The sequence below is a fragment of the Microbacterium marmarense genome (assembly GCF_037204165.1).
Lineage (GTDB): Bacteria > Actinomycetota > Actinomycetes > Actinomycetales > Microbacteriaceae > Microbacterium > Microbacterium marmarense.
On sequence record NZ_JBBDGL010000001.1, the window covers coordinates 371,204 to 382,836 of the forward strand.

Annotated in this window: 12 protein-coding genes; 4 read left to right on the forward strand and 8 right to left on the reverse strand. The window is 62.3% G+C overall.

Annotation, left to right across the window (positions count from 1 at the left end; all coding sequences use genetic code 11):
- Nucleotides 1-1,185, reverse strand: coding sequence for an AI-2E family transporter (locus tag WDU96_RS01655; protein WP_337336742.1), 1,185 nt, complete (start codon nucleotides 1,183-1,185; stop codon nucleotides 1-3).
- A 66-nt stretch (nucleotides 1,186-1,251) separates the two neighbouring features.
- On the opposite strand from WDU96_RS01655, the gene WDU96_RS01660 reads away from it, so the two are divergent.
- A complete protein-coding gene (locus tag WDU96_RS01660; RefSeq protein WP_337336743.1) occupies nucleotides 1,252-1,545 on the forward strand; it encodes a chorismate mutase in 294 nt (97 codons plus the stop codon).
- 37 nt (nucleotides 1,546-1,582) lie between these two features.
- Here the strand turns inward: WDU96_RS01660 and WDU96_RS01665 are convergent, their stop codons facing one another.
- From WDU96_RS01665 to WDU96_RS01675, 3 genes are read right to left on the reverse strand one after another with little or no spacing between them, the layout of a single operon-like run.
- On the reverse strand, nucleotides 1,583-2,278 hold the full coding sequence (locus WDU96_RS01665; RefSeq protein WP_337336744.1) for a hypothetical protein: 696 nt from the start codon (nucleotides 2,276-2,278) through the stop codon (nucleotides 1,583-1,585).
- Complete coding sequence (locus WDU96_RS01670; protein WP_337336745.1) at nucleotides 2,275-3,192, reverse strand: ABC transporter ATP-binding protein; 918 nt, start codon at nucleotides 3,190-3,192, stop codon at nucleotides 2,275-2,277. The genes WDU96_RS01665 and WDU96_RS01670 overlap by 4 nt, the downstream gene beginning before the upstream one ends.
- Nucleotides 3,189-3,593, reverse strand: a complete 405-nt coding sequence (locus WDU96_RS01675; protein ID WP_337336746.1) for a GntR family transcriptional regulator — start codon at nucleotides 3,591-3,593, stop codon at nucleotides 3,189-3,191. The genes WDU96_RS01670 and WDU96_RS01675 overlap by 4 nt, the downstream gene beginning before the upstream one ends.
- Nucleotides 3,594-4,251: 658 nt before the next feature.
- Here WDU96_RS01675 and WDU96_RS01680 point away from each other — a divergent pair.
- The 3 genes from WDU96_RS01680 to WDU96_RS01690 all read left to right on the forward strand — a co-directional run bounded on the left by WDU96_RS01680 (nucleotide 4,252) and on the right by WDU96_RS01690 (nucleotide 7,495).
- The gene (locus WDU96_RS01680; RefSeq protein ID WP_337336747.1) at nucleotides 4,252-5,502 is read left to right on the forward strand and encodes a quaternary amine ABC transporter ATP-binding protein; all 1,251 of its coding nucleotides are present in this window, start codon (nucleotides 4,252-4,254) and stop codon (nucleotides 5,500-5,502) included.
- Nucleotides 5,499-6,443 carry an ABC transporter permease gene (locus WDU96_RS01685; protein ID WP_337336748.1) on the forward strand — a complete coding sequence of 315 codons (945 nt, stop codon included), beginning with the start codon at nucleotides 5,499-5,501 and terminating at the stop codon, nucleotides 6,441-6,443. Before WDU96_RS01680 ends, WDU96_RS01685 begins: the two co-directional genes overlap by 4 nt.
- A gap of 143 nt (nucleotides 6,444-6,586) precedes the next feature.
- Nucleotides 6,587-7,495 (forward strand): glycine betaine ABC transporter substrate-binding protein, encoded by a 909-nt coding sequence (locus WDU96_RS01690; protein ID WP_337336749.1) that lies wholly within the window; start codon nucleotides 6,587-6,589, stop codon nucleotides 7,493-7,495.
- Nucleotides 7,496-7,547: 52 nt separating this feature from the next.
- On the opposite strand, the gene WDU96_RS01695 is transcribed toward WDU96_RS01690, so the two are convergent.
- The 4 genes from WDU96_RS01695 to purL are packed head-to-tail and all read right to left on the reverse strand — an operon-like array spanning nucleotide 7,548 to nucleotide 11,579.
- Nucleotides 7,548-8,300, reverse strand: a complete 753-nt coding sequence (locus WDU96_RS01695; RefSeq protein ID WP_337336750.1) for a hypothetical protein — start codon at nucleotides 8,298-8,300, stop codon at nucleotides 7,548-7,550.
- 9 nt (nucleotides 8,301-8,309) lie between these two features.
- Nucleotides 8,310-9,020, reverse strand: coding sequence for a hypothetical protein (locus tag WDU96_RS01700; RefSeq protein ID WP_337336751.1), 711 nt, complete (start codon nucleotides 9,018-9,020; stop codon nucleotides 8,310-8,312).
- A gap of 40 nt (nucleotides 9,021-9,060) precedes the next feature.
- Nucleotides 9,061-9,204 carry a hypothetical protein gene (locus WDU96_RS01705; protein WP_337336752.1) on the reverse strand — a complete coding sequence of 48 codons (144 nt, stop codon included), beginning with the start codon at nucleotides 9,202-9,204 and terminating at the stop codon, nucleotides 9,061-9,063.
- Between the two features lie 20 nt (nucleotides 9,205-9,224).
- Nucleotides 9,225-11,579, reverse strand: a complete 2,355-nt coding sequence (gene purL, locus WDU96_RS01710; protein WP_420063923.1) for a phosphoribosylformylglycinamidine synthase subunit PurL — start codon at nucleotides 11,577-11,579, stop codon at nucleotides 9,225-9,227.
- Between the last annotated feature and the right edge of the window lie 54 nt (nucleotides 11,580-11,633).

The following is an 11,633-nucleotide window of genomic DNA, read 5'->3' on the forward strand; positions in this document are numbered from 1 at the left end:
CTAGACCTTTGCGTCTTGCCGGGGAATCAATACCTGTTTGATGATGAGCAGGATAGAGGCCGTGACCGGAACAGCGACAAGCGCTCCGAGAAGGCCGAGCAGTGTGCCACCGATCAGCGCTCCGATGACAACGAGCGCGCCGGGAATCTCGATGGCCTTGCTCATCACCTTCGGCGTGATCACGTAGGCCTCGATCTGGATGTAGACGAGGTAGCAGAGCGCGAAGATCAGCGCCGAGATCGGGCTGGTGAACACCGCGAGCACCGATGCGACGATCCAGTAGAGTACGGGGCCGACGAGCGGGATGATCGTAATGCAGAAGGCGAGCACGCCCATAAGCAACGGGAAGGGCAGACCCAGCACGAGGTGCAGCGTGAAAGCCACGAGCGAATTGAAGAAGGCCAGCACGACCATGCCCATCAGGTAGTCACCGACCGAATCGGTGATCTCGTTGGTCATCGCACTCACCTTCGGCCGGTTGCGCGCGGGGGCAAAGCGAGCGAGCGCTTCTTTCATGGGCTCCAGCGAAACCACGAAGTACAGCGTCAGTACAACGACGATGAGCAGACCTGAAATGCCGGTCGCAATGCTGACGCCGACCTGCAACGCGCCGCCGCCGATCTTCGCGATGTTCGACGGGTTGGTGAAGAAGGTTTCAGCCTCGGTGAGCAGACCCGACAGCCCGGTGCCGAAGATGCCTTCTAGCCAGTGAAAGAAGTCGGAGTTCTGAAAGTTCGAGATGGTCGTGGGCAGGTCGGTCACGAACTGAGTGATCTGCTGCACCAGGGTTGGGATGATCAACCACAGAATGCCCACGAAGGCGACGGTGAGCGTGAGAAACACGATCGTGACTCCCCAGCCACGAGCCACGTTGTGGCGCTCAAGACGCTTCAGGATGGGATCGATCCCGAGCGCAGCGAAGAGCGCGAACGCAATGTAGATGATGATCGTGACGAGATTCGAGATGGCGAGTCCCAACACCAGCGCCGCCAAACCGCCGAGCGTGAGCATGAACCCCACCCCAAACGGGCCGTCCAGCCTTGCCCAGAATCGGGCAGTCGGCGCCTCGGGGTAGGTCGACAGGGCGGTTGAGCCCGCGTCTGCACCTGCACTGACATGGGCGCTATCTGTCCCCGCTGCGGCAGACGCGGCAAGAGGGGTCGACTCAGGTGTGCCATCGCTCATGGTTTCACCTTAGTGGGCACTCGGCTGACGCTCAGGTATCCTCGACATTTGAGGGGAGGACCACCCATGAACGAAGACCCGACACTCACGCTGAAGCGCCTCCGCGGCAGCATCGACAACGTCGACGCTGCACTGATGTATCTGCTTGCGGAGCGCTTCAAAGCCACCAAGCAGGTAGGTGTGCTGAAAGCAGAGCATGGGATGCCGCCGTCTGACCCTGCCCGCGAAGAGCAGCAGGTCGCGCGCTTGCGCCAGCTCGCTCTCGACGCAGAGCTTGATCCCGAGTTTGCCGAAAAGTGGTTCAACTTCGTCGTCGCCGAGGTTATTCGTCACCACACCGAAGCAGCCGACGGCCACTGAGTTGTCCCAAGTGGCCGTCGGCTGCAGGTGACACCCGCTAGGGCGTGGCGCGGCGCAGCGTCAAGAAGGCGACTAGCGAAGTTACCGCCAGCAGCACCACGCCCCACAGCGATAGCCCCACGGCGCCCAACTCATTGATCCACGTGAACACTGCGGCCCAGGCGTCGAGCTGTCCGATGACGAACATTGCAAAGACGACGACCACGGCGAGTCCCACGAGCGCTACCGTCAACCCGAGACCGCCGAAACGTCGGTAGACGGTTGCGAACCACAGTCCGGTGATGAAGAACAGCATTGCAGTGACGAAGTACACGAACGCGGCGCCCACCGGACCGCTCTCCCACACCCATTCGAGGTAGAAGAACCAGCCGTTCAGCCCCCACCCGTCGGTGGCGAGCTCGATGAGTCCTCCGACGACGAACACGGCAGCGAGTGCGATCGAGGCCAGCATGGCTGCAAGCAGCGTGCCGCCTAGAAATTCGCGTCTCGTGACGCTCATGGCCTGCGAGAAAGGGAATGTCATCGTGAGAGCTTGGATTCCCACCGCGAAGAAGTACCACAGCGGCGCCTGCGCGCCGCCGCCTACTTTGGGGCCATCGACTCCGGCAGCGATGAGAATGCCGTAGATCGCGAGGGTGATGGCAAATGCGCTTGCCAGAATGATCAGCGGGATCCAGACGTAGGTCTGCTTGTTGATGAACTGCATTCGAACGACGTTCACTGTGCGGCTCATCGCATTGCTCCTTCGTCGAGAGAGGTCTGTTCATCGGTGTTACCGCTGGCGTGCTGCGTCATGCGAACGATCAGCTGCTGCAGTGACACCGGCGCGACATCGAGGCCCGTCGCCGCGAGACGTGCGCGATCTTCGCCGGTCAGAGCGCCCAGCACCGTCACGGAGGCTACGCGGCCGAGGCTCTCACGATGAATCACCTCGCGCTCGCCGATGAATGCGTCAACTGCTGCAGCATCGCCGACGATGTTCGCCGCGCGGTCACGCGTAGCATCCGTGCTCTCGTCCATGATGATCTGGCCCTTGTCGATGACGAGTACGCGTTCGATCAGGTGCGACACTTCGTCGATCAGGTGGCTCGACAGAATCACGGTTCGTGGATGCTCGGCATAGTCCTCGAGCAGGCGATCGTAGAAGATCTGGCGAGCGACGGCATCCAGACCCAGGTAGGGCTCATCGAAGAACGTGATCTCGGCGCGCGACGCGAGACCAATGATCACGCCAACCGCCGACAGCTGCCCGCGCGAGAGCTTCTTGATGCGTGTCTTCTTGGGGAGCTGGAAGTCCTCGACCAGCCGATCGGCCAACTCTTGGTTCCAGTGCGGAAAGAACAGTGCCGCCATGCGGAACGCGTGCGAGGGCAGCGCGTCGTCAGGGTACTTCTGGCTCTCGCGAACGAAGCACATCCGCTTGAGCACGTCAGCGTTCTCGTAGGGCTCCTCGCCAAAGATCTTGACGCTGCCAGACGTGCGAAAGTTCTGCGCGGTGAGGATCGACATCACCGTTGTCTTGCCGGCGCCGTTTCGGCCGAGCAGGCCGTAGATCGTGTCTTTCTCGATGGTGAAGCTGACATTGTCAACCGCGGTGACTTCGCGGTATCGCTTGGTGAGGTCGGTGACCTCGATGACTGCAGTCATCGTGCGGGTCCTTCCTGGATTGAGTCGGATGTAGGTGTGACAGCAGAAGCTGCTCGTGACTGAATGAGTGCGGCAAGGTCATCGCTGCTCAGGCCGAGCTTGCGAGCTTCGCCGATGAGCGGGTCGATGAATCGCAGCGCGAAGCGCGCTTGGCGCTCTTCAAGGAGCAGGATTCGTGCGTTCGCCGCCACGAACATGCCGATGCCTCGGCGCTTGTAGAGAATGCCTTTGTCGACGAGGAGGGCAATGCCCTTGGCTGCCGTAGCGGGGTTGATGCGGTGGAATGCGGCAAGCTCGTTCGTCGACGGAGCCTGTGCCTCTGGGGCCAGGCTGCCGTCGATGATCGAGTCTTCGACACTCTCTGCAATCTGCAGGAAGAGTGCACGGCCATCTTCGATCACGGCGCCTCCGTTGGTTGGTTACTTACTTGACTAACTAACCATGCAACAGGGATCGCGCTGTTGTCAACCCCGCCGTATGACGAGCGTGGTCTTCATTGCTCGCGCGGGGTCGACAGCTGGCAACGGTACAAGGCATCTGGCGCGCGCTTCCAATGGACAAGCGAATCGTCATGCACGTGTGGCGCGTGACGAGACTAGAGGCGCCAGCGCCGCATAAAGCCAGGTTGGATGGCTTTTCGAGCAGTTGTGCGCGTTGACGCGTGGGGTGGATAACTCGACGCATACCGGGAGCAACATATTTCCAATGACGACCGGCGCTCGGGTTTCACTTTGACGCGCATGCTCTCGCGGGTTAGCGTTGAAGAGGCTTTTGGCCTCTGACGACCAGTCCGCGGTTGTCGCATCAGTGGGACCCTGGGGGTTCATGTGCGACGAGCGTATGGTCGACGGTCTTAGCGATGAACCCGATGTTGCATCGCCGGATGCGCTGCCGCGTCACCTGTGAGGTGACGTGTCTGTGGCGCCAATGACCGTCACCCGGGCGTAACCGAGAGTGACCGCGGTTTCAAGCGGCACCCAGGTGAAGCAATTGACCGTCGAAAATGCCCTTGAGGCACGCAATCTATACAAAGTATTTGGCCGCAATCCTAAAGACGCAGTGAAACGACTGAAAGCTGGCGCAACCCGCGCTGAGGTCGCGCACTCCGGAACAGCTGCTGTGATCGACGCGAGCTTTACGGTTAAGCCCGGTGAGATCTTCGTCATCATGGGGCTTTCGGGCTCAGGAAAGTCGACGGTCATCCGCATGCTGAACGGGCTTCTTGAGCCCACGGCAGGTGACGTGTTGGTGCAGGGCCGCAGCGTCGGCACCGCGTCGGCGAAAGAACTGCGCGATATTCGCCGTTCGTCGATCTCGATGGTGTTTCAGCACTTCGCCCTCCTGCCGCACCGCACTGTGCTGGACAATGCCGCGTACGCCCTAGAGATCCAGGGTGTTCCCGCCGACGAGCGCAACGCTCGTGCTCGCGAGATCCTCGAGAAGGTAAGCCTCGGCGATCGCGCGGACGCAATGCCCAGTGAGCTATCGGGGGGAATGCAGCAGCGTGTGGGCCTTGCCCGTGCGCTGACCGCTGGAACTGACATCCTGTTGATGGACGAGGCCTTCTCGGCACTCGACCCCCTCATTCGCCGCGAGATGCAAGAACAGCTGATCGAGCTGCAGCAAGAGCTCGGCAAGACGATCATCTTCATCACCCATGATTTGAACGAGGCGATGTTCCTCGGTGATCGCATCGCCGTTATGCGCGATGGGCGAATCGTGCAGCAGGGCACCGCGGAAGAGATCCTCACCGATCCCGCTGATGACTATGTTGCGCAGTTCGTCGCTGACGTCGACCGTGCTCGGGTGCTCTCAGCATCCAATGTGATGGACAAAGCCCGTGCGGTCATGAGCGCAAGCGCCGGCCCGCGCGCTGCGCTGCGCACCATGCGCGACATGCAGACCTCGATCGTGTACGTGGTTGGCGGTGGCAGAAAGCTGCTGGGTGTTGTTCACGATCGTGATGTGATGCGCCTCGTGAAGAAGGGCATCACCACGCTGGAGTCGGTCATCCGCACCGATTACCCGGTAGTGGCCCCCGACCAGGTGCTCAGCGATCTCTTCGAGAGCGCGGTCGAATCAAACCTGCCGCTCGCGGTGGTCGATGACCAGCAGCGTCTGCTCGGCGTGGTTCCGCGCGTCACCCTGCTCGCCGCACTCGGCAACATCACGAGCGACACCGGCGAGATGCCTGTCGTTGAGCTGCCACCCACCACAATCTCGATGGACATGTTCGACGAGACTCTGCACGAGGGGACGGACGACACCGCGACGCCGGGCCTCGCATCGACCGAGGAGGTCGCACGATGAATGACTTTCGTCTACCGATCGGCGACTGGGTTGAAGCGTTCATCGACGTTCTCACCGAGGCGCTAAGTGGCTTCTTTGCCGTCGTGCGTGCAGTCTTCCTCGGCTTCTACGACGCCGTCGATTTCGTGCTTTCCACCCCGGCCTACTGGATCATCATTCCCCTGATCGCCCTGCTCGCTTGGTGGGTCAAGGGGTGGAAGCTCGCCCTCGGCAGCGTCATCGGTCTGCTCTTGATCGTCAGCGTAGGCCAGTGGGAAAACGCGATGGACACCCTCGCGCTCGTGCTGGTCGCCAGCACGATCGCGGTCGTCATCTCTGTTCCCGTCGGCATTCTCGGCGCTCGCAATGACGTCGCCTCGCGCATCATCCGCCCGATCCTCGACTTCATGCAGACGATGCCCGCCTTCGTCTACCTGATCCCGGCGCTGATTCTGTTCCGCGTCGGCGTCGTGCCCGGAATCGTCGCCACGATTGTTTTCGCCATGGCACCCGGTGTGCGATTGACCGAACTCGGCATTCGCGGAGTGGACAAAGAAGTGGTTGAAGCCGGTCAGGCATTCGGTGCGTCACCGGGTCGCATCCTGCGACAGATTCAGTTGCCGTTGGCGATGCCGTCGATTATGGCTGGCGTCAACCAGGTGATCATGCTCTCGCTTTCGATGGTCGTTATCGCCGGCATGGTCGGGGCGGGCGGCCTCGGGGGCGAGGTCGTCGCAGCACTGAACCGCATCAACGTCGGACTCGGCTTTGAAGCGGGGCTTGCCGTGGTGATTCTCGCGATCATCCTTGACCGCATCACGGGTGCGCTCGCGGATGGTCGCGCCAGGCCACGTCTTTCGCTTTCGCGCGAAACCGGCCTCACCGAGGCATCCGACCACATGGCGCAGCAGAAGCTTGAGGGCAACGCACCGTCGCGCGTAAGCAACGTGACGGCAGCCTGATCACAAACTTCGGCTGGAGACTTCCAGCCGACGAGACCGGGTGGACGCCGCCTGCAACGGCATTCGTCCGCCCACCTGCTCGTGCAGATAGCGCGAGCCTCCCCACACCCGTGCCACAGCACACGGGAGGAAAGGAAACAGCAATGAAGAAGCGCAACATCACCGGAGCCCTCGCACTGGGCGCAGCAGCGACCATGGTTCTCGCAGGTTGCTCGGCAAGCTCTGACGACACGTCGGCAGAAGGCGGCCTTGACAACGGAGACCAGCAGGATCTCACCATCGCCGTGTTCAACGGCTGGGACGAAGGCATCGCAGCGAGCGAGCTGTGGAAGGCCATTCTCGAAGAGAAGGGCTACAGCGTCGAGCTCGAATACGCCGACGTCGCACCCGTCTACCAGGGCCTGAGCGACGACGACTACGACGTCGTGCTCGACACCTGGCTGCCGATCACCCACGCTGACTACATCGCCGAGTACGGCGACGAGATGGTCGACCTCGGCGCATGGAACGAAGAGGCCAAGCTCACCATCGCGGTGAACGAAGACGCTCCCATCGACTCGCTTGACGAGCTCGCTGAGAATGCGGACCTGTTCGACAACCGCCTTGTCGGAATCGAGCCTGGCTCGGGCCTGAACCGCGTCACCGAAGAGGTCGTCATTCCTGGTTATGGCTTGGAAGACATGGACTACCTGACCTCGTCGACTCCCGCCATGCTTGCAGAGCTGACCGCGGCTACCGAGGCCGGCGAGAACATCGCTGTGACCCTGTGGAGCCCGCACTGGGCGTACGACGCGTTCCCCATCAAGAACCTTGAAGACCCCGAAGGTGCACTCGGCGACGTCGAGGGTATCCACTCGTTCGGTGGCAAGAGCTTCGAGAGCAACTTCCCGACGCTTGCCGGCTGGTTGACCGAGTTCAAGATGGACAGCGAACTGCTGTACTCGCTTGAGAACGTCATGTTCAACGCTGACGAAGACATCGAAGACTACTCGCCGATCGTCGAGCAGTGGATCTCAGAGAACCAGGAGTGGGTCGACTCACTCACCTCCTGATCTTGATCAGAAACGAAGGGCGTCGGCTTCGGTCGGCGCCCTTCGTCGTTGGTCAGGCCTCGGGGCGTGCCTCGCCAAGGCCGCTCGGCAGTTCGAGCGCGACTTTCTTCTCGAGCCCGTCGATGGCGTCATCGGAGAGCGAAAGCAGGCCATCAAGCTCTTCGCGCACCCGGCGGTAGGCGAGCTGACGCTCAGCTGGGGTCGCAGCCTGGTCGATCGCAACTCCGAGCAGCTGCTTTGCTGTCGCCAGGCGCTTGCGCTCGAGCTCAGTGAAGTTCGAGTCCTTGATGCGGCGAGCGTCTCTCTCAGCAACGTCGAAGGCCACCTCGAAGTCGGTGACAGCGCTGCGGTAGTCGGCCAATTGCTCTTTGGTAACACGTGCCTTGGTTGACGCGGGTCGAAGTCCGTCAGCAACCCGTTTGGCGCGTAGAAAAGCAGCGGTCAGCGGCTGTCGCCCATCACTCATCGCCGGAAAGGCGATGACCTTCGAGACGTCAAGTTCGTAGTCAAGCCACCGTGCAGAAACCTCATCGTGCTCGGCGAACAAGCGTTCAAGCTGCCCAGCGATAGTTCCCTCGTGCGTGGATTTCTCGGATGCAGCCTGTTCAGCGGGTGTTCCTTCTGGCGGTGTTATTGCGGCGCGCGACGCTGCTTTCAGCGATGCCTTAGCCTGAAGAACTTCAAGGCGTCGTTTGTGGCGGCGGCGAGCGTTTCTCTCCCAGGCGCCGCCAACTGAGGCGAGCACCCCGAACAGGGGAAATGCCAGCCACCAGTATCCCGCGAGGAACGTATAGAACTCACCCACCCCAACATGCTAGCTGGGTGGGGTGGTGCCCGTTCGGGGTATCTCCGCCCGCGCTGCACGCCCGGCGTCTCGTTCTGCTGCCACCAGGGTCGACTCCGCTTCACGCACCGCGATGCGGTACGCCGCATATTGTTCCGGGCTCACCCGATCGCGAGAGGCGGTATCGGGTCGTTGCGCATTTGCCCGCTGGTGGGCGCGAAGAAAGGCGAGGGTCACGGGATGCTGCGCATTCAGCATCTGCGGAAAGGTGAGCGCGAGCGAGGGGTCGGTCTCATATGAAAGCCATCGCGCGGTGACCGCATCATGGCGTGCTAGCAACGTCTCGATAGGCAACGGAGATCCGGCAGGGGTGGTGCTGTAGTGGGTCATCGCAGCTTTCACGCGGGCGCGTTGAGCCCGCAGCTGCAGCGATGACGCGCGTTCTTGCTGCTTGGCAGATTGCAGTACCCGTTTGGCGTCGTACAGCGAGGGCGCTCCAGCGGCTGGGGCACCGCGGCGTGCCTTCGCAGCCAGCACGTCGGCGTGTGCTGCGCGCGTGTTGGCCCGAGAAGCCTGCAGGGCGCGGTAGGCGAGTGCTTCTTCGTGGCGCGCGGCGTCGAGTTCAAGCCGCCGTGCACGGCGAGGCCTTGTGGTCAGCGCGCCATAGGCCGTCGCACCGGCGCCCACGACGACCGGAGCGATCCACCACCAGGTGCCCGCAAAAAGGAGGAATGGCTCCACCCGTCCATGCTAACCGCGCCTACGGTCACTCCGGCAGGGGCTATGCGAACAGCAGGGCGAAGACGGTGGCACCGCCGGCAACAAGAATCAGCGCGACGATGGTCACCCACGCCACGATCTTCATCCGTCGCTGCCTACCGTCGTTGAAGCCGGCGTACTCGTCGTCGTCCACGGCGTTTCCCATTGTTCGTCTCCTCGCGGGTCTCAGACTGCGGTTTCGGTGATCGTGGCCCCGAACGCAGCGGGGAGCGTCGCGGTCGACAGATCGCGCAGCTCAACCAGGGGCAATGTGAACAGCCCCTGCACTTCAAGTGCTGGATCGTCGCCATCGGCGGCAGAGTCAGTGACTCCGATGCGCAGCACCGGGTAGCCGCGGCCTTCGCAGAGCCCGCGGAACTTGACGTCGTCTTCGCGGGGCACGGTCACGAGCACGCGACCGGTGGATTCCGAGAATAGCGCGGTGGCAGCATCCACCCCATCACGGTCCATAATCTCGTTCAGCCAGACGCGAGCGCCGACCCCGAAGCGCATCACCGACTCGGCGAGCGACTGTGCAAGTCCGCCCGACGAAAGATCGTGGGCTGATGAGATCAGCGACTGCAGAGAGCCTGCGTGAATGAGTTCGGCGAGCTTGCGTTCTTGGCTCAGGTCGACAGCCGGAGGGCGTCCGCCGAGGTGACCGTGAACGGTGCCGGCCCACTGTGAGCCCGACAGCTCATTCGCCGTGACGCCGAGCAGATAGATGTTCTCTCCGGCGTCTTGCCAGCCCGAAGGAATACGCCGCGCGACGTCATCAATGATGCCGAGAACGCCGACCACCGGGGTGGGGAAGATCGGCTGATCACCGGTCTGGTTGTAGAACGACACGTTGCCGCCGGTGACAGGAATGCCGAGTTCGAGGCACCCGTCGCTCAGACCATCAACGGCCTGCGAGAACTGCCACATCACTTCGGGGTTCTCTGGGCTGCCGAAGTTGAGGCAGTCGGTCACCGCGGTGGGGATGGCACCCGTGACGGCGACATTGCGGTACGCCTCGGCGAGAGCGAGTTTGGCGCCCTGATACGGGTCCAGTTGGCAGTAGCGACCGTTGCAATCGGTGGCGATGGCGAAACCGAGCCCTGACTGCTCGTCGACGCGAATCATGCCGGCGTCGTCGGGAAAGCTCAGGGCGGTGTTGCCGCCGACGTAGTAGTCGTACTGGTTCGTCACCCAGGCGGTGTCGGCCAGGTTAGGGCTAGCCACAAGCTGGGTGAACTGCGCACGCAGAGTGTCTGCGTCAACCGAACGGGGCAGCGCCGCGGCTGAGTCGTCGCGCAGGGCGTCGATCCAGGTGGGGTACGCCACGGGGCGCTCGTAGACGGGTCCATCGACGGCAACCGTTGATGGGTCGACGTTGACGATCTCTTCACCGTGCCAGAAGATCTGCAGGCGGCCGTCGCCGGTGACCTCGCCGAGCACGCTGGTCTCGACATCCCACTTGCCAACGACCTCGAGAAAACGCTCGAGCTTCTCGGGAGCGACGATCGCCATCATGCGCTCCTGACTCTCGCTCATCAGGATCTCTTCGGGGGTAAGGGTGGGGTCGCGCAGCAGCACGTTCTCGAGGTCGACGCGCATTCCCGAACCGCCGTTGGCGGCGAGCTCACTGGTTGCACACGAGATGCCGGCGGCGCCGAGGTCTTGGATGGCTTCGACGAGGTTGTCTTTGTAGAGCTCGAGGCAGCACTCGATGAGCACCTTCTCGGCGAAGGGGTCACCGACCTGCACTGCGGGGCGCTTGGTCGGTCCGGTCGAATCGAACGAGTCAGAGGCGAGAATGGATGCTCCGCCGATGCCGTCGCCGCCGGTGCGTGCACCGAAGAGCACAACCTGATTGCCAGCGCCGGTGGCGTTTGCCAGCTTGATGTCTTCATGGCGCATGACGCCGACAGCAAGTGCATTCACGAGCGGGTTGCCCTGATAGACCGAATCGAACACGGTCTCGCCGCCGATGTTGGGCAGGCCGAGGCAGTTGCCGTAGAACGAGATGCCGCTCACAACGCCGTGAACGACGCGAGCAGTGTCGGGGTCATCGATTGCGCCGAAGCGCAACTGGTCCATGATCGCGACCGGGCGCGCTCCCATTGAGATGATGTCGCGCACGATGCCGCCAACGCCGGTGGCTGCGCCCTGGAAGGGCTCGATGTAGCTGGGGTGGTTGTGTGACTCGACCTTGAAGGTAACCGCCCAGCCTTCGCCGATGTCGACGACGCCGGCGTTCTGCCCCATGCCGACCATGAGCCGTTTGCGCATTTCGTCAGAGACCTTCTCGCCGAATTTGCGCAGGTAGATCTTGCTCGACTTGTAGGAGCAGTGCTCCGACCACATCACCGAGTACATCGCCAGCTCGCCCGAGGTGGGGCGGCGACCAAGAATGTCGCGAATGGAGGCGTACTCGTCGCTCTTGAGCCCGAGTGCGCCGTAAGGCTGATCTTTCTCAGGGGTTGCGATGGCGTTCTCGACGGTGTCGGCCACCGGGCGTGATGCTGCAGCGGAAGACGTCAGGGAAGGGGTAGTCACGCGGCTGAACTCCTGGATCGAGGGATGCCGGACTCGTTCATTCTAGTTGGCGTG